We start from the raw sequence: 23403 nt of genomic DNA, 5'->3' as shown, positions 1-23403 counted from the left end.
AGTACTCAAAAATTGGCGTCAGATTATGTATTGAGAAATTACCCTGATAGGCTGTTCGAGGAGCTGGTTTTGTTTTTCTTCGGTCGCGCAAATTTTGTATATGTCAAACATTTCTATGGCCCCTGTCCTAACCATACTATTGATCTGGGCCGCGACTTGTATTCCTAATGTGCCTGGTCGCTTGGGTGCGATTCCTAAATGATCTCGAATGCTTCCATCGTGCATCATTAAAACGGCGCGTAAGTGGGCCAAGCGACAGTCAAGGTCTGGACTGCTCAAGTCGGGAAAACTCTGCACATCTATCAGTCTTTTGAGCATTTTTGCTTCGTCATTTATAGCTAGCTTGGTATAATGCCCCATGAGTTCATCCCGGTTTCGAAGAAATAGTTTAGTTTCATTGCCGGTGTTGGCCATCTCTACCAACTGCATTTCAATAGCTTCTAGCGCTACAGCTTGCCTAGCAAAATGATCATGCTGTTGCTCCAGCTGTTCCAAATCAACGTGGTTCCGTTTTTCAGGTTTTCTTTCTAAGAGGGTAGATATCATCTGCAGAGCGCCCACCATAAGCTCCTTGTATTTATCTTTTTCAGCACTTATCGCAGGCAAGTGACCCACCCCTCTGATAGCATACGGACACAGCGAGCAAACGTTCGGCATGCTGAACATAGCTAAGACTTCTTTAGGGCATAGGTTATTAAACGGGCAGATATGGGTGGAGTTGTATGCGAAAGATGTCGACTCTTTAGCTCTTATTATGTCGATACCATTCTTTCCGTCTTTCACTGCCATTAGGCTCATCAAGCGATGATTAGCAATAGCTTCCTCTGGGTCTTTCTGGATGGCATGACTAAGTCGTTGATTAAGCAGTAATATCGCATCGGCAAGAGCAGGAGCGTCCCCGCCTTCAATTTTTGAGGCACTGTTGAGCAGCGCATTACAGAGCAGTTGTTCATGGCTGATTGCAGGGTCGTCGTCCAAGAGGGAGTAATAATATACAAGCTCTTCGGATTGACCGGTTAAATGCAGGCCAACCAAAGATGGCGGGAGGAATTTGATAGCCTCTGAGACAAACCCAGCTCTTAATCCGTGCGGGGTAATATTACTCTTTAGCGTTTTGCTTCCGATTTGAGCGAGATTGTCAAGCCGGTAGCTTGAAATGAATTCCTTCTTGGTTCGCTTCGACTGAGTCCAAACTAAGTCGGGAAGATGCTGGTCTCCTAGGTCGTTGCGAATAAAATACTGCAGTGTTAGAAGAAGTAATGGGAAGCTTGTGTAATTGGCCCAAAGGTTTTGATGGATGGGTAGTCGAAATAAAGGTTTGAAACGATCAAATTTAGATTCGACCTTCATTCCATACCATAAGTCCTCGCGATAGTCTGGGCTACTACATTTATCGTACCACTCACGCTGTCGATCCAGCAGATCGATTACGTGCCTAGAGACGATCGCGCTCCACTCGCCATGCGCTTTGTCACTACTGACCAGTAATGGGGCGAGCATTCTTCGACTGCTAAAATCGAGATAGTGGTCGTACTTCTCTTTGTTCAACCAAATCAAATGTTGTTGGCGTATACCAGTTTCGCACATTAGCATTGTCAGTCGTATGTCGTTCGTGATAATCCTTCGTTCGATTTTTCCTCCAATTTCCATGTCGCTGAGACGGTAAAATCGAGGAATGTATTCAAATTTTTTGATTTTTTTGTCATGGTAGAAAATTGGGCAATAGTTTAGCGCAGCCAAATTTACACTGTCACATCCAAGTGACCGATTGCCCCATAGGCCAGCCCAATTTGGATGGTGATTCAGCTCATTAATTGTAGGATGGACTAAACAATCAGATATTACTCCCGGTATGCTGCCGCTCGCCATGTCATTTAAATGCATTATCAGGTATTCAAGTGAATAAAGCATGTTTAAGAATGTTGCGAAATATGCTCGGGGCACTGGTTTTTTTACTGTTCCGTAGCTTCTCTGTAGCCTGGGATAGCAAGCTGGAGAAAAAGAGTTTCTGACTTGGTCGGCGTCAGGCAGTACGTGAGAATTGTCAACTATGAACTGAATAAATCTGTCAATGCAAAGAATACGATTATAAAGTGTGTTGTTTCCCCATAAGCATTTCTCTGAGATTGCTCTTACAAACCTAAGCAGCGTTTGAGGTTGTTTAGCGTTGAAGGTTGCAATTCCTTCGAGTAAAAGTTCGTCGGCGGTAATGTGAACTGCACAAGAGAAATCATTGAGCGTTGCGGGGTAATTTTCAAGGTGCCCGTCTCTGTCAATGTGGAATCTATATAGATAAAGTGCGCAATAACAGAGAATAAAGTTTAAGGATACCATCGCGTCCTTTTCTCTCTGTAGGCGCTTGGAGCGGATAAATGCTCTGTAAGTTGTATCCAGTAGCATGCAGAAGGCGATCACTTTTTCGGGTGCTTGTGTATACCCGCCAGGAAGGTTTTTGAAGTCCCTGATTGAAAATCCCTTACGCAGCAAGATCGCATTACTGTAGATGTCAGAAAGAACATCTGTTGTTGGCGTTTTGGCGGTCAGGTAACGCAGAGACAATTCTGCACATGTGTCACTGACTTTAGATTTTGCGGCTGCCTTCCATCCCGGTTTAGCTGAAGCTTCCTTGTCGCGTTTTTTTGTCGCCTCTAATTCAAGGTAAGCATTTAGTTTTTGTCGACTCGAAGACTTCTCTGAAAGGGTTGCTAAGAAGTCGTTGGCATAATACCGTAGCAGCTTTGACTTTTTACCGACGCTGTTGGCAAGAATAACGCTTATATCTTGTTCTGTAAGGTCGTTTGGAGTGTAAATGGTTGAGGCCAAAATCATTCTATACCAACAAACTGCGCGAAGCCCTCGTTCTTTGATATTCATAGAGCCATCGTACTTTATTGAGGATATTGGATTGATGCTGCGTACTAGTATAAGACTGTCGCATCCGCCTTCTAAGGTTATTGTGTCTGTGATGTCGTCTATGGATATTGGAAGTGTGAATTTTTGGGGGAGTATGATCTTTCTTTGATTCCAAAGTTCAATAAATGCCAGTTTTATGAATGTCGGTGTGGCCGCCATGCTAGAGGTTGTGAATCCAGCAAATGCTGGTATTTTTTTGGTGTTTTGGCTTCCGTAGAAGCAACAAGCTAACAGGTCTTCGATTTCCGTTTTGTTCCAAGACTTGAATGGGGATGGCCCAAGACCCTCGATTCCCTTTATCAACCTACCTAGTTGGTTGCCTCGGGCAGGGGTGTGATATTTACCTCTATAAGCTTTTCTAACTTTCGCAGCAGCACTATCGAAAACCCGGCCTATTTGTTCGTCAGGGATTAGCCAGATAGCTTCTGTAGGGGATAGGTTTATCATGCGGCCCTCTGCACTTGGCTTTCTAGGTTAGCTATTTCGTTTTTAAGGTAGGCGATACGCGCCTCCATGACCGATCTTGGGCCACCACCCAATCTTGAGAGGTTTACAGCTGCCACTGTGGCGTACAGCATCTGCGCATCCTGCCTGGCATATCTTTTGGTAGTCTCAATGCTTTGATGTCCCATGTATTTCTGAACAAGGTGCAAGTCTAATCCGTAACGGCGGTTGCTCCGTGGATTTGGATTTACACAATGGTTTGCGAGGTAAAAACCATACATGTGGCGTAGGCTGTGAAATCCGTACGTAGTTCCAGTGACGTCGAATGAAGCTTTTTTGAATTTTTCATAAACTGTTTGGTAGGAGAGTGGAATTGGGTCGCCGTTCTTGATGTTCCTGAAAAGAAATTCGTGTCTAGCAGGGAATGCTCGCTTCTTGTCTTTATCTTTTTCGGCTCTTTTGTATTCGGCCAAGGTGATCCAGAACATCGAGGCGAACGGCTCGATCATGAAGGTGTCATTATGAGTACGGCCCTTGTGGGGCAGTTGGTGAATGATCTCTTCCGGTATGTATTTAATTAGCTCGTTATGCCTAGTTTGAGGGTTTACGATCAATACTTTGCTTTGTTCATGCGCTGCAGTGTTGATGACAATGTCTTTGGATAAAATCGTCAGTGCTTCGGATATACGACATCCAGTCGCAGCTAGCAGGCACCAGAGCAATTTGTCGCGAAGCGTTGGGGCCTTCTCAATAAGCTCAATGCATCGGTCAATCGGGAATATTAGCTCGTCGCCACCAAATTCATCCGTAAAGGCTATAGATGAAGGTTTGGACTTCGGTGTCAGGCCGGCTCGCTTTATTCTTTTGGCCCCGCCAGCTAAGCACCCGCCTAACCAGCTATTCGTTTTCAGCGCCACACGCACCTTTCCGGGCGTTTTGATCGATACGCTTTTATGCAGCGAAAAACCTGAAAGTGAAAGAGAGGTGATCGCACCATTTGCTTCCAACTCAAGCAGGCCTAAGCGTAGTAACTCGCTTGAATCAATGAATCTGTTAACGGCGGCAAAGTGAGTTATAATCGATGAGCCCGAGAGGTTCCTGTTACCCAATACCTGTGCCGCTTTGCGCGCAGTCGAACTTCCGCTTGCTGTTCCGAAGACCAAAAAACTTTCGTACTTGTCTACGGCGTCGCTTAGCAAGGTTGTGGTCAAACCTCCATCTTGCAGCGATACTTGTGATATGTAGTTTAAGAATGTTTTTATCGCATAGCAGTATGTTCTTACGGTTCTAAATTTTAAAGTCCTGCTGAGTTGAAGAGCCCAATTATCAAAAAATTGATTCTGGAGGAGGTCGTTCGAAAGAAGTCTATAGGTCTTCCGCCCGTCTCGGACTGTTGTAAGGAGATCTACATGGGGAGATTTTATGCGTTTGATGGTGCGATTGGGATGGATCATACGTATCTCCTAAGAGGAAACACAATAATCTATCTTTCCACACTGATTTTGATCTTGCAACCCTCCGGAATGGAATTGAGCTTGCTGAGAAACCTAATGCGCGTCGCGTATAAAGTGTTTGTCGTCTTGCGAGGAACTAGATCCAGAATTCACTCGGCTTCACTGGCTGTTTATATGTGCGGATCAGGACTTATTACGCATGCTGTATTAAGTAGGGGCTTTGCCTTGTGCATGTTATGACCGCTGAGAATGCAGTGCCGCGTCTGAAGAATCCCAACCTGGGGACAATCTTGTAGCTATATGGCTGAAGAGACCTGTGCGTCTTTGACGCAAACTGTATTTGCCAAAATCGACTTTTAAAGGGTAGCCGTCTTCATGAATTGTGACCTCTCATCTGGACGTCGGGCTTGGGGCGTTGCTTTGCATAGCCCGCTTGCGACTTACCTGGCAAACCCAGACCCACGTTAGCTCTTTCGCGCAGGGTAGATGTTCAGGTATGCAGTTGGATGCACACTTGATCTAGAAATGAGTGCTTGCTGGGAAGCCCGTAATTGCTGGCGTTGACGGGTTTGGCGTGCAAGGATTCCTCAGGCATACAATTCGTAGATAGAGGTGGTACCTTGGATAAGGGTTCGAATCTCTACGCTTCCGCCAAATTCAAAGCCCTGATTATTCAGGGCTTTTTGCGTTTTTGGAGCATAGAAAAATCCCTGCCCGGTCGGGGCGAAAACCTAAGGGTTCCGATACTTTTCGGAATGAGTTCCGAAACTTTCCTTATTTAGACGGTTTTGCGATGGCCCCTACTCGGCGATAAACCCGTTCGGTGATGTCGCCTTTGGTGTGCCCCAATAGCAGGCTTGCGTCCTCAATATCCTTGATTTCGGATGCTGCCTTCGGACGAATATCGCGGAACTGGAACTGCGTGATCCGAGACGCCAGGAGGCTGTCTCCTTCCTCCAAGGCTTTCGATCTGGCCAGTGCCCGAGCTTCGTCCCAGCGATTCCGTAGCATCGGCGCAGACATGCGCTTACCTCGCTCACTGACAATCAAGTAGCTGGAGCTGTGCTCCTGGTTCCGTGCGGCCATCTGCTTGATCAGCTTGCCAAGGCTGTTATCTACACCGTCCACCGAGAGCATGATGCGCAGCTTCTTGTGTGTCTTGTTCTGCTGCACAACCAGATAGCCACCCTCGATGTCGTCCCTTTGAATCGCCCCTGGTTTCCTAGACACTCTCCAAGCTCAGAAAATAGCGTTTCTCATACTCTACTGGCGACAGCTGCATAGCACTGCTGTGTCGACGCTTGGGGTTATAGAACATCTCGATGTAATCGAAAATATCACTTCGGGCTTCGTCACGCGTTGCGTAGATCTTTCGTCGGATTCGCTCCCGCTTCAAAAGCTGGAAAAAGCTCTCGGCTACGGCATTGTCGTGGCAGTTTCCCCTTCGGCTCATGCTACTGATCACATTGTTGGCTTTCAGGAAGCTTTGCCAATCTGAGCTACTGAACTGACTGCCTTGGTCTGAGTGAATCATCACTTGCTGCTGTGGCTTGCGTCGCCACACGGCCATCAGCATGGCGTCGATGGCTAGGTCGCTGCTCATCCTGGGCTTCATTGACCAACCAATGACTTGGCGAGAGAACAGATCCAGCACTACCGCCAGATACAGCCACCCTTCATAGGTGCGGATGTAGGTGATATCGGTCACCCAGACCTTATTCGGCTCACTGACCTTGAACTGCCTGGCCAGATGGTTGGGTGATGCCGCTGTTGGTTTTCCGCCATAAAACCCAGTACGACGGCGATAGCCCGTTTGCGAACGCAGCCCCTCTGCCTGCATCAAGCGACCGACTCGATTTCGCCTACAGATCTCTCCTAGCTCTCGCAGGTCATCGTGAATCTTGCGATAGCCATACACGCCGCCGCTTTCTAACCAGGCCTGCTTGATCAAGCCAAGCAGGCGCTGATCTTCTTTGGCTCGGGCAGATTGAGGCTCGGCCAGCCAAGCGTAGTAGCCGCTGGGATGCACCTTGAGGGTTTGGCAAAGGCGACGCACTGGGTAATCCGTCGAGTGCTTGTTGATGAAGGCGTACTTCAGCCGCACTCCTTGGCAAAGTACGCGGCGGCCTTCTTTAATATGTCTCGCTCTTCTGTCACCCGCTTGAGTTCAGCGCGCAGCTTGCGCAGTTCAGCCTGCTGATCATTGTCTTGCTGACGCTGCTCTTGGGGCTTGCTGTAGACCTTGATCCAGGCGTAAAGGCTGTGCACGGACATGTCCAGGCGCTGGGCGACCTCGGCGACAGGTTTGCCTTTTTCGGTAACTTGCTTGACCGCTTCGATCTTGAATTCTTCGGGGTAACGCTGACGACTCATGGCACCTCCTATCTGGGCCTCATTATGAGGCTTGGAGGTGTCTACGAAACCAGGGGCGATTCAGTTTACTGGTGGCAGCTGGTCGCCACCTTGATTGTTTAAATTTCCGTAGAGCCGCGGGCAGCCTTGCCTCTGCTCTCGGACCGAGACACACTCTCGATAGGATTTTGGGAGTAAAAACCTGATGCATACATCGGAAGTGATATCGATTTTTCGCAGAGAGATTGACTCAGCAAAAGGCAAGGGTTTATCAGACGTATCGCTAGATAGTCTTTCCAAGTTGGTAGACATAGTCGAAGAGGAGTCACGCAAGACTCCCGAAGATGTTAAACACGTTGAGGCGCGTTTTGAGCAATTCAAATCTCATTTGGCAGATTGGCAGAATGAGAATCAGCGCAACCATGAAAGTCAGCTGGAAATGCTGAGGGCCACTATCGAAACCTCCCACTTGGCAATTAAGAGTGCGCTGCTTATTAACGGAGGCGCAGCAGTCGCGTTCTTGGCCTTCCTAGGGGCGGCGTGGTCACGCTTCACAGGCGCATCGATAAGGGCGCTTTTGGCCTCGTCACTTGAACACTTTGTATGGGGAGTAATGCTTACCGGTCTTGGTGCTGCGGTGGCATATGTTTGCCAAGCAGCTTTCGGCGATGAGTTTGGTCCTCACAGCCAAAAGATAGGGGAGTGGCTGCGATGGCTCGCGGTCTTGCTGGTGCTTGCTTCTTTTTGGCAGTTCTATGAAGGATGTAGCTCGGCGCTCGAGGCTTTCACGGGTGCCTGATAGGCGACCGTCCATCTACCGATTCAGCTTTTCCTGCTCACACGGGCTGATGAGCGAGCAGGAGAGCTGGCGAAAGCGTATGACCGAGCCCGAATAGCTGGTCAGCAATGGGAGGGCGAGCATGATGCGATCATGTTAGTAAATTAGACTTTGGCAGAATGGAGCGCGCGAGTCATTCTTCGTGATCCTATGCTGGCACGGCAATGGCAAATAGGGAGGATGAGTGGTAGCTGGAGGCAAGTGTGTCGTCACGCTCAGGCTGCACAAGTCCCTCCCTGTGACCGGCCTGAGCTCAATAGATCTCCAGCACATGAGGACCTGAAAATGGGTAGACCCTTCGATTTCCCTACGCCGCAAAGTGTGACCATCGGTAATCCTACGATGTTCGTTCCTGCCGAACGAGTTTTAAATCTGTATAACCAAGATTCCGACAATCCGAAGGCTGTTAATTTCAGCCAGAGAGTGAGGGATTGGTTCATTCACGAGGCTTACGCCGTTGGCTGGAGCAACGCCGGGGTGGATGGTGGCAACACGGGCATTCTGCTGGTTGCTAATATTCAAGTCATTCCGCATCCAAGCTACCCCCAGCTGACCTAAGGTTTGACCTACAGCTGCGGTCGCTTGGCGGGCCTGCACGCACGCTGCACTGAGCATAACCCTTCGACGGCATTGCGCCCCAGGTGGCAGGGCAGCCCCCAATATGTCGATTCTTCAGCTCGGTGTTTTCCACCAGGGCATCGGACAGTTCCCAGGTCATGCGCTCGATCCTGACGTTCAGCTTGGTGATCTCGGCTGCCTGCGCCTGGTGGATGGCCACCAGCTTCTCGATGTTGTCCCGGGCCCGGTCGAGCTCATGCCGCAACTGCTCGCACTCGGCTTCGACCAGGCGCGCATGCTGGCGCAACATTTGAACAGGCGTGGGCATGCCCAGCGCGAAGCTGTCGTCTTCGATGATCACGGTGTCACCCATCTATGCTGTTTGGATATACAGTAATCGAGGCGAGCCAATTCTGGCCAGCTTGGGGTGACGAGCTGTAGAGGTGGGATTGTGCAAGGTCGGCAGGACGCCGAAGAGGTAGCGTGTACAGAACGTGAATCACGCTGGTTACCAGCGTGTACTTCTGTGCATCTTTTGAGACAAACGTGAACAGCGCGGGCGGCTCAACGTATTGATTTTACTGGCTTTGCCAGTGGCTCTTATGATTTAGGTTCCAGTGTACGTTGCGGCGTTCGGTTCGGCCGATAGGGCACCGGATGAGGGGGTTTTGTTGTCTAAAACTACCGTGGCAAGAGGCCTATTTGCTGGCCGAAAACCGTCGAAAGCGGTGAATGCATATTAGACACTTGTGATGCATACACCGCTTATTCAAAGGCTTAGAGACGATCTTTACCCATACTGCTGCATTACTGGAATGCTTGGATTAAAAGTAAACGAGCCTAGGCACTGGCGGGTGTTTGTGACGGCGCCTGGGGCTGTTCAAATTTTTCTTCAATCTCAGCCAATACCGGGCCGCCCTTGAAGACGAACTTTCTTTTACTCACCCGCCTGCCGGATCCTCCAGCACCAACGCTGATGCTCTCAGCATCAGCCCGCAATCCCACGTGGCCTTTACCGGAGTAATCGAAGTATTCGGTCATTTCGACTTCATGCGCAGTCTCGATACGCCTAGCGATTGCAAGCTCTTGGGCGACTCTCGCTTCCGCCTCTGCCATCCGCATTTCGAGTTCACGACGCTCAGCTTCAACTCTAAGCTCCACGAGGCCACTCGGCTCCTGCTTGTCCTTTAGGGACTGTGCGAACGCATCGATCAGGTAGGAGGTTGGGCTAGTGGCAATTCTTACGCCTTCCACAAGGCTCCTGGTTAATACATCAAATTCCATGGCCATTCGATATCTCCATAAGGGAGAGGTAACGCTATAGCGCCCTGTATTCTTTGTCTAGAGGGTACCTAGTCGTCCCTTGAATCGATTCCAAAACTGAACCGGTATATGAGGTCTGTAGTCGTGCCATTTCGTCTTTGTTACAGAATCGATTCTGCCAAGTGCACCGCATGGATTGGGCACTTAAGCGAATAGGGTTGCCGAGTCGTTATGCTTCCTGTGTTAGGCCGGTGTAGATGAATGAAAAGCTATTAATTAGGTCTGTTACTAAGCCGTCCAGAGTCGATAGCACATTTTCAAATTCCTTGAGCGAATCAGTTATCACTAGCCCCTTGATGTCTTCATAAGACATTATGTTGGTTATCGACATTGATTCAGTAGTTGCGCCTTCAATTGCTTGTAGGATGCATAAATTGCTATTGGAAAACCCGGCTTGATGGGCAACTTGGTTTCTGTGTGAGCGAAGGTGGTCTATCGCTTTTTTCATTTCGTTTAAAATGTCAAAAGATTTGGGGGAGAACGACTCAAGTTTTTCATGAATTTTTCTATTGCCGCCTAGTTTTTCAATTTTGCTGTTTTCCATAAGCATTGTTGATCCTGCCAATAAGTGAGAGCGGTCTACAACGCTAGTTAGTCTAAGCAGGAAGTTCTCAGCGTGGAATGCATGATGCTCCGAAAAGTTATAGTCGGAGGGTGCATAGTCATTTTTGCCTAAGTATTCCATTGCGATTCGTAGGTTTTTGAAGGCGTTGTCAATCTCCGAAACGCGTGCGAATATTTCTTGCGAATAAAATTCTAGGGCAGATGCCTTATACGTTTTCTCTCCGCTAGAATACGCAGTCAAACCCTTGGCAAGCGATGCGGCTACCATTGGGAATAGTTTTTTGATGCTTTCGTTTTGAGAGTGAATGGCAATTTCCTTTTGCATTAGAGTGGTATAGGTTACGTGTTTTCTTAACCAACGGATAGCAGCCTATATATTGGGCCCCGTGGAGAAATGCTGGGAGCAGATTATGTACATTACTGGCAGGTTAGCAGTATGTCCAGAGCACGATTTAGCCCTTTTGCGTTCGCTGTGACCCACCGATAAGGGCGAGAACGGACAGCACTGAGCGGAAGCGCTCCTAGGTAAGTGACAGGGCAGGTCCTAGTATCGTTTTCAAAGAGTCCAAAAACTACAACGGCGACCTTCATAGAATGCTGGTTAGAGGCGTGCAAATCCCACTTTGTTTCGGAACTGATTTTATCGGCCGGCATACATGAGTCGGAAATTTTTCGATCGGATTGCAATCCATTTACCGGAGCGCTGAGCGGGTATTGCTGCGTATTGTTGGGATGCAGCGTGCGATACCAATTCTGATACCACTGATGGGGAATTGAGGGGGATGGAGAGGCGTTTGGCCCAGTGAAATCAACCTGCTTCCACCGCTAATCAACACTAAAAAATTGTATGGTGATGTTGGCGGTAGAACGACTCCTTCGGGCGCTACTGGCAGCTTCGCACATCGGAAGCAACGGTAGCAGAAGCAACTGGAGTGCCTGTATGTCCATGGTGAGCTTCCTGCAGGGTAAAGTTGAGCCGGATTCTAACGGCTATATGAGCGGTTGTTCATCAAAAAACGATTCCAAAACCGAGGGGGCGACCCTTGCGGTATGCGGCCTGTAGCCGTGCCGTTTCGTCTTTGTTTTGGAACTGATTTCGCCGCTGACACCGCACGGGCTACGGGTTTATGGTACGGTCTTGAAAGCCGTCGATGGGCAATTATCCTAGAGTGCGAATCTCTACGCTTCCGCCAAATTCAAAGCCCTGATTATTCAGGGCTTTTTGCGTTTCTGGGGGAGTGGTTTTGCCCTACCTGCCGCCTGATCGTTTCCGCATTTTTTTCTATCGTTTCCGCATCTCTTCGCTTGTATCCGCTAATGCAGCTGAGAAGGCAGCAAGACCTCATTTTCTGGAGGTGGCTCCAGCTCGTCGGGCCTTATGAGATGGCGGTGGCCCTGATTCCTCTATCCCTCTAGGTCAGTGTCACCGACCGGTCACGGGTTACCGCTGGGCGGTCTCCCTTGAAGTTATCAATGTGCCAGCATAAGCTAAGGCAGATTAAATCAACTTTTTCGTTTCAGCTGATGACATGGATGTACCGATTTTATGCATGCGATCGCTCCCTACTCTATAAGATTTTTTGACCCTAACAATACTGCTAAAAATATTGAAGATAGATATGCAGTGTTAAATAAATTGGGCGCTCATGATGCATATACAGTGCTTTGTGATTTTGTTCGCGGGTTGGATGATCAGTTTTCAATAGATGAAGTTGGGCAGCAGGTCTATCGCTTCTTTGAAATGAAAACTTTCGATGCTACTCGTGAGGTGGCGGGCTGGTTTGAGTCTGGAAGTTATGGGTACAAAAATGATATTATTGATATCGAGACCGGGAAGGTTGATTATGAAAAAACGCAAAAGCATGCTGAGATAATCAGGCACTATATTAGATTTTTTGTGCCAAAAGGATTTAACGAAGGTGTTGCGCTTCTCCAGACGTTTAAAGGGAATGGTATTAAGACGCTTCTACATGATGTCTTGAGAGCACATTTTCAGAAGAAGACAACTCTGAATTTGCAGATGAACCCGCTTGCGTACAAAAAGGCTTTTCTTGATTGGGAAAATGCCTACACTAAAGAGATCAAGCTGACAAAATTTCAGGCCATGGATGATTTGGCTGATCAAATCAAAAAGCTTGGTCATAAAGAATCGCAGTTAATTATCAAGGCGCCGACGAAGGCTGCAATGGGCCGTCTGAAAGACCTGCTCGATCCCAATAGCGAGGAGTATTCAGTGGTTGAATATCTTTCGCCAATGTGTGCGCAAGTCAAGGCTGTTGTCGAATTGAACGGTAAGAAGCGGACTTTTACTATTGGTCGACCCGCTGATGAGCAGGTTTGTGAAATTCCAATAGATGAAGAGGATGTTGATTTCTTCGCTGGAAACCCTGTGCCGAAGTCATTGCATAAGTGGTGTGGTGTAATTCAGCAAGAATTGGTAGATAACATTTACCCAGGGATGGGGGTCGTTGCGGGAGGGAATATATGAGCAGCAAGGTAAACATCCTCGAGATAGTGGCAGGTCACATCGGCACATTAGTTGATCCGAAAGACCGTCGATCGATTGCTGACTATGTAACCTTTTTTCTAGTACCTTTGCTTGTGGCGGGCTTGGGGTTGATGGCAGGCTACAATCTGAACAAGGATGTGGTCTCCATGTTAGTAAACTTTGGCGCTATATTCACTGCCTTGCTTCTGTCTGTGCTGGTTTTAGTATACGAGCAAGAGAATAAGCTTGATGCAATTGGTGGTGCAGATCCATTAATCGCTGCCAAAAAGAAGCTTCTGAAACACCTCTACTACAATATTTGTTTCTCCATCGTGGGTTCTGTTTTTTTGGTTGCTCTTTGCTTTTTGCATACTGTAATTTTTAAGTTGAAAACAAAATTTTGCGTGGGTGATAAAGAGTTAGTTTTGGTGTATTCACAGGTGATTGTTACTCCGTTGATTGTTTTTGTTATGTCCAATTTGCTTTTAACCATCGTTATGATCGTTAAGAGGATGCATGCAATGCTAACGATAAGGGCTTCCTAACGGTAACGTAGGTTTTTGTGTGTGTCGGTTCAGGTTTACCGGGTGGGCTCAATGATCTCGCCTACACGCCGGTACACATACTCCGTGATTTGCGTATCGGTATGCCCAAGCAAGCGGCTCGCATGCGCAAGGTCAACGATTTCGCTGGCAGCTTTAGGACGGATATCTCTGAACTGGAAGAGCTGGATTTGTTCTGCTAGCACGTTGTCTTGGCTTTCGAGCGCCTGTTCAGTGGCAGATTTCCTTGCTCCATCGAATCGGAGGCGTAACATCGATGCGGTCACATTCCTTCCGTCCTCTGTGGTGATGAGGTAGGGGTTGCGCACACCGCGCTCTTTGCGTTGTTGTAACAGACGCTCTAGAAGTAGTCCTAATTCGTTTAGCTGGTTGTTTGTCTGCAATTGTATCCGCAGTTTTTTAGAAGTCTGGACTGCCCCCGGAAAGGTAGACATCCCCGGCCTATGCTTTGAGCATTGGAGGAAGTCTATGAGCACCCAGCGATACACCCCGGAATTCAAGGCGGAAGCCGTCAGGCAGTTGAACGCGGCTATTCAGTCGCGGAGATTGCCGCACGCGTCGGCGTCTCGACTCACAGCCTCTATAAATGGGTGAGCGCCGTCACCCCTGATAAATCAGAAAGCAGGCCAGCGAATTGCTCGAAGCCAAGAGTGAAATCCTGCGACTACGGGCCCAAATGCGTCGCCTTGAAGAAGAGCGGGATATCTTAAAAAAAGCCGCGCGGTACTTTGCCAGAGAGCCCGAGTGAAGTACCGCTTCATGAACGAGCATCGTCATCAGTATGCAATTACCACGATGTGCAGGGTATTGCAGATCGCTCGTGCCGGGTTCTACCAATGGCTGCACAAGCCCGTTTCTGAGCGCGACCAGGACAACGACCGCTTGCTGAAACTGATCCGCGATTCCTATGCGGCTAGCCGAGGGGTTTACGGTGCTCTACGCGTCTATGGCGACCTGCGGGAAGCCGGCGAGAGTTGCGGCAAACACCGCGTTGCGCGGTTGATGCGTGCCAACCGGATCAAGGCGTTGAGGGGATATAAGACGCCACGCCCAATTGCCGGGCGGCCGTCGATCATTGCACCCAATCATCTCAACCGAGCATTCAAAGTTGATGCCCCCAACAAGGCTTGGGTGACCGACATCACCTACATCCGCACATGGCAGGGTTGGCTGTATTTGGCCGTGGTGGTGGATCTCTATGCACGCAAGGTCGTGGGCTGGTCGATGAAGCCGACATTGGCCCGTGAACTCGCGCTGGACGCGTTATTGATGGCGCTCTGGCGCCGTCGGCCCAAGGAGCGCGTACTGGTGCATTCCGATCAGGGCAGCCAGTACGGCAGTGATGACTGGAAGCGCTTTTGCTTGGCCAATAACCTTGAGCAGAGCATGAGTCGGCGTGGCAACTGCTGGGATAATGCCGTGGCCGAATCGTTTTTCAGCAGTTTGAAGAAAGAACGGATCCGCAAGCGCATCTACAAAACCCGTGACTTGGCCAGGGCCGATGTGTTCGATTACATCGAAATGTTTTACAACCGAACCCGCCGCCACAGTCACCTGGGCGGCGTTGGTCCTGAGGCCTTTGAAAGCGCCTCGTTATGAGGCCGGGAAATGTCTACCGGCGTGGGGGTAGTCCACTTCCTCAAGGGCAGTATTTTGATAACGCGCCACCTTCAGTCTGTCAGCCTAGATCTCAAAGTCTCAATCCGAGGAGGCAATTTGACATCCTAGGTTTTTTAGCTTTAGTAAAAGGTAGGCCGAAGAGCTTGCAATGGTTTGAGTCACGTTGCTTAGCTTCTGCTTTGTATTTTAGGGCTGCAGTAGCAACTAAACTTGGAACTCTTTTTTCTGAATATGACTCGCCTGATATGAGGTGTGTTATGAATTCTAAATTGATTTTTGTTATACCTGTTCTTCAGGTTTTCATGGTTGGATGTACAGGGCACATGGGTGTGGCTAGCACAAATTGCCAGCAAGCAAGTGTCAGCGGGGGATGCTCTAGCGTTACTGACATTAATGGCAATACTGGGCCCGTTACTCCTAATGTGCAAATAGCCCTTGATCCTGCGGCAGTCACATCTCTTTTTGGGGCGGGAAAGGTCCCGCAGAAGCTGAATACTGATCAGCTTGGTGCAGTCAAAGATTACTTGCAGCAGCAAGAGGCTACATCCGAAACACAGAGGAAAATCTCTCAAGTTGATGAATGTGCTGCTAAAGGGCTGAGCTGTACGGTGGTTCCGGAATGAAGCGGGTCTTCGGTGCCATGTGTGCTGTTATGGTCCTATGGGGGTGTTCTTCTGTAAGGCAGGATGCAGAGGACCGTCGACGCGAAGTTATTCAAAATGTTTGCAATGATGAGCAAGTAACAAAATCTGGCCCAATGATAGCTATTGCCTACGTTAATGCTCAAGGAGCTGTAGTTCGTGACGGTGATGTGATGGCAGTGGTGCAACAGGCGCAAGAAAATCGAAAGGCGTGGAAAACTGTATTGGCTACTACACGCAATTCCTCTACATCAAGACGCTTCCGGTCAGTCTGCACGGTGCAACAATGGATAAATCCGTACCAATGGGTGTGGGTCAATGTACCATGCGAGCAACGGGAAGATTTAAGTTTAGCGGACGTGTATGGCATCGGTCGTGCTGACTCATATGAAGAGGCAGAAGATTTGGCCATTCAAAATTGCGAAGCACTGGCAGAGAGCTTTGCCGAGTCCACCGGAGTTTCTTCATATAACTCGGCGCTGGAGTGCAAGGTTTTACTACAGCGAATTTGCAACATGTAACTTTTGGTGTAACTTTTGGATTGGTTTCTGATGTTAGTGATTTCTCAAGTTGTAGCGATTGGGGTAATCGGAAGTAAAAGAGCAAAAGCTGCAGTCCTGAGATAGTAATGACAGGTTTTCGTACTCATGTGATGGTATGGTATGGCGAAAGGGATGCAAGCAATCGAGGTTCAGCAGGGGTAGGGGCGATTTTCGAGGGTCTACACGCAATCCTACAGCGAGCCATCAGAGCGGCTTCAGCTCGTCACTCAGCTTCTGTCGAAGCTGCAGGAGCAGAATTCAGTTCCGCAACTAAAAATAGGCCCTTGCAGGGAAAGGGTCGTAGCCCAGTCAGCGAGGGTGACTTGCGGAATCTTAATTTCAATATCTGATTGTTTTTTATAGATAATTTTGTGGACTTGAAAACCGTCGATGGGCAACTATCCTAGCCTTCGAATCTCTACGCTTCCGCCATCTTTAAAGCCCTGATTATTCAGGGCTTTTTGCGTTTTTGGGCGGCGGAAACTATGGTTTTGGGAACACGGTTAGGAACGTCAGAAGCCCATCGCTTCCAATTCGCTTTGTAATCGCTTCCAGAACTTTCGCTATTTCTAAGGCTTGGCGATGGCCCCTACCCTCGATGGACACGCCCTGCAATGTCGCCTTTGGTGTGACCCAAGAGCAGGCTGGCGCCCCTGATGCCCTTGATTTCGGAAGCTGCCTTTGGGCGGATACCACGGAATTGGAACTGCGCGATCCGGGTTGCGAGCAGACGATCTGCCATCCTCTAAAGCAGCTGATTTGGCAAGGACTCTTGCATCGTCTCATCGGTTGAGCAGCGTTGAGGCCTTCGAAAATGCCTCACTTTGGATGATTTTTGGAGCCGTGGAGGAGCTGGTATCATTTACAAATCACTACCCTCTGAAGGATCAGACCGTTGAAGCTTCTTGTTATTGAATGTCATAGACCTGAACTCCCAGAGCCGATTTCCTTTAGGAAGGGAGCATTTCTGGTTGTCGGTGACGAGTACAGTGGGCCAGAGGGTTGGCCGGGCTGGTATTCTTGCTCCACCGAAGCTCAGCAGAGTGGATGGGTTCCAGCGCAGGTGTTCGAACGCATCGATGAACGCAGCGCAATAGCGATTGCAGACTATTCCTCTGTCGAGCTCAGCGTTGATCCGGGAGATATCTTGTTCGGCCAGAGCCACCTGAACGAGTGGACATGGTGCCGTAAGCAGGGAAGTTCTGAGGCTGGTTGGGTGCCAACAAGTAAACTGGAAAGAATGCCAGGCTAGGCCGCCTGCAGGGTCGTGTGGTGCTGGCAATCAACCCGGCCAATCTTTCGGCATTTCAGTTTTAAATTGATCAGGCATAAAGAAAAGAAAGCGCTGCGAGCAGGCCTGGGGTGGCCTGCTGCAATAACGATCGATTGTGGCGAGAGCAATACTAAGTTTTTTTGGCTGTTTTTATAGGGTTTTAGACTATTGCTCTAGCCAGGTCGTTTTATTGTTGGACAGCTTCATTGCGGCAGCTCTCGCAGCGCCACTCTTTATAATTTTCTGCTTTCTCAAGCGCTGTAACCAAATCACGACCGCCTATAGTATTTTGGCAGTTGTTATGTTTTTCATTTGGATTTTTCACGCCCTCGCATTTTTTTTGCAGGAACGGGCTTACCACTGCCTGTTGCTTTGACGAAAGCGCTCTAAACCCCTTGTCGACGGCGAGCTGGGCGTAGCTTTGCACGCTCGGTTTTTCACCTTGAAATGCGTTTTGCGCGATAAGGGCCGAGAAAATCTCTCGCTCGATAGTCATTTGTTAATCCTTTATTCAACCAACAAGTTTGCTCATGTTTTTTCTAGTACTGAGCATTGCGAAAGCATACGTTACCACTGGGTACGGTTTTAATGAACTGGGTTTCCATCCAGCTATAAAAAGTTGGATTTCTCGTTTTGGCTCGGTAAATATTGGTTTCTTGGTGTTTAGAATATTTCAAGGAGTCTTTGTTACAATTTATTTCTTATGTGGTGGTGTGGGAAAGTTTCACTTTTTATTTTAATGGCTGGCACGCTGAACGAAATTTTCTATATTTCTCGATAAATATAAGGAGGCAGTAGTCTTTATCCGCTTCTGTTTTTTATAAGAGATGCGCTGATACGCGCCTTACGGCTCATCCGTTGTTTCAGCTATCGCCGGCGCGTACTGCGGTGGATACTGGCTGCAAGATTGTGGCAACCATGGCTATGCACCTGCGGGGTGGTGCAGGGGCGAATGGAAGAACGTCTTGATCACCGACGCGTTCGCATCCATTCGTCTGCGACGTCGCCCATGTTGGACGGGGCGCCGCTTTTGATCCACGCCATGAGGGCTCGATCAAACTTGAAGGCTTTGCCACACTCGTTCACCAGAAACTGCCGGACCTTCTGAGTGTTGCGGTAGTTCTTGTCGAGGAGAGTGGACCGGGTGATTGGTCCTGCGTGCCAGTCAAAGCTCATTTCCATTTCCCTGGATGGTGAATTCGACCGGAGCCTAGCACCGCCGGCGGCACAAAACACTTATGCGACTTTTTGTGGGGTGAGAATGGGATTTGCCGATGGGCAGAGTGCATGATGTAACCGAAGAATTCATCATGCTTGGGCTGGTTTTTGGATCGCCCCCTGATTCTATAGGCTCCTCTTTACGTCAAACTGGACAGCGTCCGAAAAGTCAGGCATCCCCGGCCTATGCAGTTCCTGTATAAAACAACCAGAGGTGATTTGGTATACGACATTTCCACCGTGTTTGTAGCAACGGCTACCTACCGGAAAATCCACTAAACAGGCGAGATGTTCGATAGCAATCATCTTCGCGACCCCTGACGCACCACAGAACAAGGATGTATATGTTGCAACGAGCCCTGCTGACGTTCAAAGCACTCGCGATCGTTGGCTTATCCCTGATCCCACTGCAGCCAGCCCTTGCCTTTGTAGACGATAAAAGAGTCTTGTCTGACCATCGATGGTACACAGAGGCTTATGTGAAAGACTATCTGGTAAAAAACTATCCAACGCTAGTTACAGGTGCTTTTCACAAAACCGTCAGATACGCCTACGCCGCTGATGCCCCTGTGTCCGGCTCAGGTTTTTCTGTGCATCAAGCGCTCCCTATGTCGGCTCGCCGGCACGAGGCTTTTTTGTGGAGTGAGAAGGATGCAGGAAAGAGCCTCGGCGCTGAAATCGATAAGCAGTGTGTGCTCTTGATTTCGGAATCGCTCCATTCTTTGAAGTATCAGGTCCGCCGCGCTCGGATCAAGGCAAGAGACACTAACACGGTCGCTGTAGCTGTAATTACTGATGTCAGGTCGGGAGAACTCACGGCTGCGCCACGCGATCTGAGTACTTATAAAACACGGCCGATTTCGTTGATTCCACCGGAGGGTGATCGCAGGCTGCTGTGTAATGTCTATAGGTCAACAACGAGAAGCGCTGGTATCACCTACGAGTTCTCGGTGGTGCTAACGGCATCCGGGTTTTATCTTCGATACAAATAGATCAACCCCCGAATTCGTCCTGACTGGCCGCAGCTATCAGGACGAAACAACGACATTGTAGTGCGGGCAAGGTGAGGTCAGACCGGGGCGCCTAGAATGATATGGGACGCCTTGATGATCGCCGTTGCGCTCACCCCAGGAGCCAGCCCCAGTTCATTCACTGCTTCGCGGGTGACGATAGAGTAGACCTTGGTGCCACCCGGCAGCTCCAGCACGACCTCGGCGTTGACCGCGCCATCGGCCACGCTCACCACTTTTCCCGCCAGGCAGTTACGTGCAGACAAGCGGATGTCGCTGCTTTGCGTCATCAACATGACCCAGGGCGCTTTGACCAGGGCAAATGCATCGCTGCCCGGTGCCAGGTTCAGGCTTTTTGCGCTTTCCATTGTAACCACCGCTACCAGGGACTCCCCGCCGGCCAATTCAAGGACGACTTCCGCGTTCACCGCGCCCGGGTTCAGTTTCGTAACTTTGCCTTTGAACACGTTGCGTGCACTGACCTTCATCGCTGCTCTCCTTACGTTGAATTGGGGTAATTCACCTCGAACGGAACAATACGCCGGCCTACGTACTTACGCTACCGCTGTATAGTTTTGTATATTGCGTGTTTCAGGCCGCCTCAACATCGGGCGTTAGCCCGGCAATTCAGGAAATATCCGATGTACATCATGCCGTTCGACAACCGTCTCGATGCCCCTTTGACTGCCAGGAGAAGCAGGGGCAGCGCTGATGTCTCGGAGGAAGTCCGCCGCACTATCCTCGACGCGGCGAGCGAAGCGTTCGCTGACAAGGGCTACGCAGCTACCAAAGTATCGACCATTGCCAAGGCGGCCGGTCTGCCCAAATCCAATGTGCATTACTACTTCAAGTCCAAGGAAAACATTTACGCCAAGCTACTCGAGGACATCGCACCTTCCTATCTGGCTGCGTGCATGCCGGTGCTGGATGAATCACAGGCGCCGCTCGACGCGCTTACGCAAACGTTGGTGCGTATGGTCCGCCTGTTTGAACACCGACCCGGTGCCTCGAAAGTATTCATTGCCGAACTTCGCGATGGCGCCAGAAACCTGCCCGGTGAATTCTTCGTCTCCTGGACTGTTCAGGCCCAAAGGAGTGTGGCAAGCATTCGCGAGTGGATCGATCGTGGTTTGCTGGCGCCTGTTGATCCGGAACATGTGTTGCTTACCATTTGGGCCTTGGCGCAGTCCTGCCTCAGCCGAGGCTGGCAAAACCCGGGTTGGCAACACGACGCGATGGACTACGACGCGGCTGCCAGCAATGCCGCGCGGTTATTGCGTTGTGGACTTGGTCCTGGCCACTGATTGTTCCCGGAAGTCTCAAGGGCGCCGATATCAGCATCTAGACGCTATCGCAGGACCTGCCGAGCGACGCAATGTCGCGCCCCCGACTATCCCCCCCATCCATCTACCCCCCGCGGTGTATGTACACCCCGTTGACCGCATTGATAGCGTTGCTCCCACTTCCTGTTTACGTCACACCGCTTTTCATTAAAACAACAATAGTGGAGAGGTGCGTTATGAGTAGTTTGAAGTTGAGCCGAAGCCTGGGGTTCTGGGCGGCCTACTCCACATCGGTGGGGTTGGTGGTTTCGGGTACCGCGATGGTGGCGCTGGGTAATGGTTACGGCGTTTCCGGGCCGGCCTTCAGCGTCGTTGCGCTGTTGGCGCTGCTGGTGATTCTGTGTATCGCGATGTCCTATTCCGAGCTGGCGGCAATGCTGCCGGGGGCGGGGATGGTGGGGGAGTACACGCTGCCCGCCCTGGGAAAACTCCCTGCGCTGTTCGCCGTACTGGCAGGCTACATCGTGCTGGTGGGCACCGATGGTGGTACCAACATGATCATCGGCGGCCAGTCGCTTGAGCGCTTGACCGGTTTCCCCTGGTATCTGTTTTCCCTCGGGATCCTGGCTGTGCTGGTGGGTATCAACCTTAAAGGCGTCGATCTGTTCGGGCGGGTGCAAACCACCCTGGCGATTGCCATGATGCTGATGCTTGGGTTGGTGGGTGTCTGGGGCTTGTCCGGTTTCGAAACCGCGCCGCAATTGGCTGAGCAGCCGCCGTTTTCGGTGATTTCCTGGCAGGATCAATTCAGCCATTTGAGTTTGGCGATCTGGCTGTTCATCGGCATGGAGTTCGTTGCGCCCCTGGCCGAGGAGGTCAAGAATCCGGGTAAAACCATTCCGCTGGCAATGATTTTTGGCTGCGCCAGTATCTGGCTTGTTGATCTGCTTTTCGGCTTGAGCATCACGCGCTACTTGTCCCTGGAAGAGCTGGCCGCGTCGACCATTCCACATGTCGATGGCGCCGCGGCGATGCTCGGGCAACCGGGTCTGATTCTGATGGGCAGCATCTCGATTCTGGCTGCGGTTACCACCTGTGACACTTATCTGATCGCGGTGCCGCGCATGCTCTATGGCTTGTCGCGTGAAGGCATGCTGCCGAAGATTTTCTCCTGGCTGCACCCCACCGCCAGAACACCATGGTTCAGTATCTTCTTCGTGGTGGCGTTGATCCTTATCGTGCTGGTCTACGCCATGGCCAATCATGCCGATATTGCCTTGATCACCATGATGATCAGCGTGGCCTGCACCACCTGGTTGATGTCGTACCTGATTGCCCAGGTGAACGTAGTGATTCTGCGTTTCAAGTATCCCAACGCCAACCGTCCGTTCCGGACGCCGCTTTATCCGTTGCCGCAATTGATTGGTATCGCTGCGTGCTTGTACATGATCGGGACATTGGTCGCAGACGCCCAAGTACTGGGTATCGCGGTGGTGTGCTCGGCGTTGATCCTGGCGTTTGGCGTTATCTACCTGAAGAAGACCGGTCAGGACCTGTTCCAACCCGTGCCACTGGATGACGTGTTGCGACGCATTGTCCATCGTTCCGAATCTATCGATGAGTCCAACAATGGCAGCGAAGCGGTATTGCTTGCCCAGTTGAAACGCCAATAACCGTAGGTCGGAGTGAGCATGGATCTTTATTCAGTCATCGACCGGCGCGCCGAGCAAACGCTGCGCGATACGGTTTCACGTTTTGACCAATACATGGGGCACGACGTCGTCACCGATGCGCGCACAGTGTCGGGAGTCGATCATCGCCTGGCAGCGGACGAGCTGGTGCTGGAGCATCGCTTGTCGAGCAAGGTGATTGGCAGAATCTACACCTGCCGCTGGCGCTGGAAAGTCGCCGCGGACCTCGGGGCCACGGCAATGACTATCCGTCTGAATTATCGAGGCTGGAAGCCTTCAAGCCGAACCGCGAAGTTTGTCGGGCCCGCCATCAGCGCTGCCTTGCGAGACCCGCTCAACGCCAGTGACGTAGTACTTCCCCTGTGTACTGCGATGGAGCTGGGCGGCTTGAGTATTCATTACCACCCAGCGGACAAGGCCTGTGAAGTGGTGCTGACACCCAACTATGGAGACTTCGTCTGGATGCTTATTCCACCGGTGAAGTACGCACGCCAACCCACCGCTGCGGAAGTGGACAGCACGGTGCTGCTCATTCAGCAAATCTCATTGATTCTTCAAGCCAATCGTCCTGTAGCACTCGCCAGCTGATGGTCGAAACGGATCACTGACTCACGCCTGGATAACAACC

At 50.2% G+C, this 23403-nt stretch carries 20 protein-coding genes and 5 pseudogenes; 13 read left to right on the top strand and 12 right to left on the bottom strand.

The window, feature by feature from the left end:
- Positions 1 to 18: 18 nt before the first annotated feature.
- The 4 genes and pseudogenes from D3Z90_RS16805 to D3Z90_RS16790 form a co-directional block, all read right to left on the bottom strand.
- A complete protein-coding gene (locus D3Z90_RS16805) occupies positions 19 to 3360 on the bottom strand; it encodes a hypothetical protein (protein WP_136477135.1) in 3342 nt (1113 codons plus the stop codon).
- The gene (locus D3Z90_RS16800) at positions 3357 to 4811 is read right to left on the bottom strand and encodes a site-specific integrase (protein ID WP_136477134.1); all 1455 of its coding nucleotides are present in this window, start codon (positions 4809 to 4811) and stop codon (positions 3357 to 3359) included. Before D3Z90_RS16800 ends, D3Z90_RS16805 begins: the two co-directional genes overlap by 4 nt.
- Before the next feature lie 774 nt (positions 4812 to 5585).
- A pseudogene (locus D3Z90_RS16795) lies at positions 5586 to 6023 on the bottom strand (tyrosine-type recombinase/integrase); the annotation flags it as partial.
- 10 nt (positions 6024 to 6033) lie between these two features.
- Positions 6034 to 7184 (bottom strand): IS3 family transposase gene (locus D3Z90_RS16790; protein WP_136477132.1). Its coding sequence is split into 2 segments (ribosomal slippage): positions 6034 to 6947 and positions 6947 to 7184, totalling 1152 coding nucleotides; the frame shifts between segments, so codons are not numbered across the junction.
- A 184-nt stretch (positions 7185 to 7368) separates the two neighbouring features.
- On the opposite strand from D3Z90_RS16790, the gene D3Z90_RS16785 reads away from it, so the two are divergent.
- The 3 genes and pseudogenes from D3Z90_RS16785 to D3Z90_RS16775 all read left to right on the top strand — a co-directional run bounded on the left by D3Z90_RS16785 (position 7369) and on the right by D3Z90_RS16775 (position 8559).
- Positions 7369 to 7962, top strand: a complete 594-nt coding sequence (locus D3Z90_RS16785) for a hypothetical protein (RefSeq protein ID WP_136477131.1) — start codon at positions 7369 to 7371, stop codon at positions 7960 to 7962.
- A gap of 33 nt (positions 7963 to 7995) precedes the next feature.
- Positions 7996 to 8109: pseudogene (locus D3Z90_RS16780) on the top strand (DUF2514 family protein); the annotation flags it as partial.
- A gap of 177 nt (positions 8110 to 8286) precedes the next feature.
- Positions 8287 to 8559, top strand: coding sequence for a hypothetical protein (locus D3Z90_RS16775; RefSeq protein ID WP_136477130.1), 273 nt, complete (start codon positions 8287 to 8289; stop codon positions 8557 to 8559).
- On the opposite strand, the gene D3Z90_RS16770 is transcribed toward D3Z90_RS16775, so the two are convergent.
- The 3 genes from D3Z90_RS16770 to D3Z90_RS16760 form a co-directional block, all read right to left on the bottom strand.
- Entirely contained in the window at positions 8525 to 8920 is a 396-nt protein-coding gene (locus D3Z90_RS16770; protein ID WP_136477129.1) for a hypothetical protein, read from the bottom strand. The genes D3Z90_RS16775 and D3Z90_RS16770 overlap by 35 nt on opposite strands.
- 479 nt (positions 8921 to 9399) lie before the next feature.
- A complete protein-coding gene (locus tag D3Z90_RS16765) occupies positions 9400 to 9849 on the bottom strand; it encodes a hypothetical protein (protein ID WP_136477128.1) in 450 nt (149 codons plus the stop codon).
- A gap of 202 nt (positions 9850 to 10051) precedes the next feature.
- Entirely contained in the window at positions 10052 to 10771 is a 720-nt protein-coding gene (locus D3Z90_RS16760; protein WP_136477127.1) for a Cthe_2314 family HEPN domain-containing protein, read from the bottom strand.
- A gap of 1221 nt (positions 10772 to 11992) precedes the next feature.
- Between D3Z90_RS16760 and D3Z90_RS16755 the strand changes: the two genes are divergently transcribed.
- Together D3Z90_RS16755 and D3Z90_RS16750 are read left to right on the top strand one after the other, a co-directional pair.
- The gene (locus D3Z90_RS16755; protein ID WP_136477126.1) at positions 11993 to 12934 is read left to right on the top strand and encodes a hypothetical protein; all 942 of its coding nucleotides are present in this window, start codon (positions 11993 to 11995) and stop codon (positions 12932 to 12934) included.
- Positions 12931 to 13479: a hypothetical protein gene (locus D3Z90_RS16750; RefSeq protein WP_136477125.1), complete on the top strand. Its 549-nt coding sequence runs from the start codon at positions 12931 to 12933 to the stop codon at positions 13477 to 13479. Before D3Z90_RS16755 ends, D3Z90_RS16750 begins: the two co-directional genes overlap by 4 nt.
- A 35-nt stretch (positions 13480 to 13514) precedes the next feature.
- Here the strand turns inward: D3Z90_RS16750 and D3Z90_RS16745 are convergent.
- Positions 13515 to 13907 (bottom strand): annotated as a pseudogene (locus D3Z90_RS16745) (integrase); the annotation flags it as partial.
- Between the two features lie 45 nt (positions 13908 to 13952).
- On the opposite strand from D3Z90_RS16745, the gene D3Z90_RS27130 reads away from it, so the two are divergent.
- The 4 genes and pseudogenes from D3Z90_RS27130 to D3Z90_RS16725 all read left to right on the top strand — a co-directional run bounded on the left by D3Z90_RS27130 (position 13953) and on the right by D3Z90_RS16725 (position 16279).
- Positions 13953 to 14207, top strand: a complete 255-nt coding sequence (locus D3Z90_RS27130) for a transposase (RefSeq protein ID WP_136477124.1) — start codon at positions 13953 to 13955, stop codon at positions 14205 to 14207.
- Between the two features lie 4 nt (positions 14208 to 14211).
- Positions 14212 to 15096, top strand: a pseudogene (locus D3Z90_RS16735) (IS3 family transposase); the annotation flags it as partial.
- A 278-nt stretch (positions 15097 to 15374) separates the two neighbouring features.
- A complete protein-coding gene (locus D3Z90_RS16730) occupies positions 15375 to 15740 on the top strand; it encodes an ABC transporter substrate-binding protein (RefSeq protein WP_136477122.1) in 366 nt (121 codons plus the stop codon).
- Positions 15737 to 16279: a hypothetical protein gene (locus D3Z90_RS16725; protein ID WP_136477121.1), complete on the top strand. Its 543-nt coding sequence runs from the start codon at positions 15737 to 15739 to the stop codon at positions 16277 to 16279. The genes D3Z90_RS16730 and D3Z90_RS16725 overlap by 4 nt, the downstream gene beginning before the upstream one ends.
- A 590-nt stretch (positions 16280 to 16869) precedes the next feature.
- Here D3Z90_RS16725 and D3Z90_RS27385 read toward each other — a convergent pair.
- From D3Z90_RS27385 to D3Z90_RS16700, 3 genes and pseudogenes are all read right to left on the bottom strand, one after another.
- Positions 16870 to 17027 (bottom strand): annotated as a pseudogene (locus D3Z90_RS27385) (integrase); the annotation flags it as partial.
- Positions 17028 to 17760: 733 nt separating this feature from the next.
- Entirely contained in the window at positions 17761 to 18069 is a 309-nt protein-coding gene (locus D3Z90_RS16710; RefSeq protein WP_136477119.1) for a hypothetical protein, read from the bottom strand.
- Positions 18070 to 18542: 473 nt separating this feature from the next.
- Positions 18543 to 18749, bottom strand: a complete 207-nt coding sequence (locus D3Z90_RS16700; RefSeq protein WP_136477117.1) for a DUF6434 domain-containing protein — start codon at positions 18747 to 18749, stop codon at positions 18543 to 18545.
- A 380-nt stretch (positions 18750 to 19129) separates the two neighbouring features.
- Here D3Z90_RS16700 and D3Z90_RS16695 point away from each other — a divergent pair, with 380 nt between their 5' ends.
- Positions 19130 to 19783, top strand: coding sequence for a hypothetical protein (locus D3Z90_RS16695; protein WP_218571405.1), 654 nt, complete (start codon positions 19130 to 19132; stop codon positions 19781 to 19783).
- Positions 19784 to 19860: 77 nt separating this feature from the next.
- On the opposite strand, the gene D3Z90_RS16690 is transcribed toward D3Z90_RS16695, so the two are convergent.
- Entirely contained in the window at positions 19861 to 20289 is a 429-nt protein-coding gene (locus D3Z90_RS16690; protein ID WP_136477115.1) for a molybdopterin-binding protein, read from the bottom strand.
- 153 nt (positions 20290 to 20442) lie between these two features.
- Here D3Z90_RS16690 and D3Z90_RS16685 point away from each other — a divergent pair, with 153 nt between their 5' ends.
- From D3Z90_RS16685 to D3Z90_RS16675, 3 genes are all read left to right on the top strand, one after another.
- Complete coding sequence (locus D3Z90_RS16685; RefSeq protein WP_256658242.1) at positions 20443 to 21105, top strand: TetR/AcrR family transcriptional regulator; 663 nt, start codon at positions 20443 to 20445, stop codon at positions 21103 to 21105.
- 215 nt (positions 21106 to 21320) lie between these two features.
- Positions 21321 to 22757, top strand: a complete 1437-nt coding sequence (locus tag D3Z90_RS16680) for an APC family permease (protein WP_136477114.1) — start codon at positions 21321 to 21323, stop codon at positions 22755 to 22757.
- A gap of 18 nt (positions 22758 to 22775) precedes the next feature.
- Positions 22776 to 23363: a hypothetical protein gene (locus tag D3Z90_RS16675; RefSeq protein ID WP_136477113.1), complete on the top strand. Its 588-nt coding sequence runs from the start codon at positions 22776 to 22778 to the stop codon at positions 23361 to 23363.
- Positions 23364 to 23403: the final 40 nt, after the last annotated feature.

Source organism: Pseudomonas sp. DG56-2 (genome assembly GCF_004803755.1).
Classification (GTDB): domain Bacteria; phylum Pseudomonadota; class Gammaproteobacteria; order Pseudomonadales; family Pseudomonadaceae; genus Aquipseudomonas; species Aquipseudomonas auratipiscis.
This window is presented reverse-complemented; position numbering and strand designations above follow the sequence as displayed.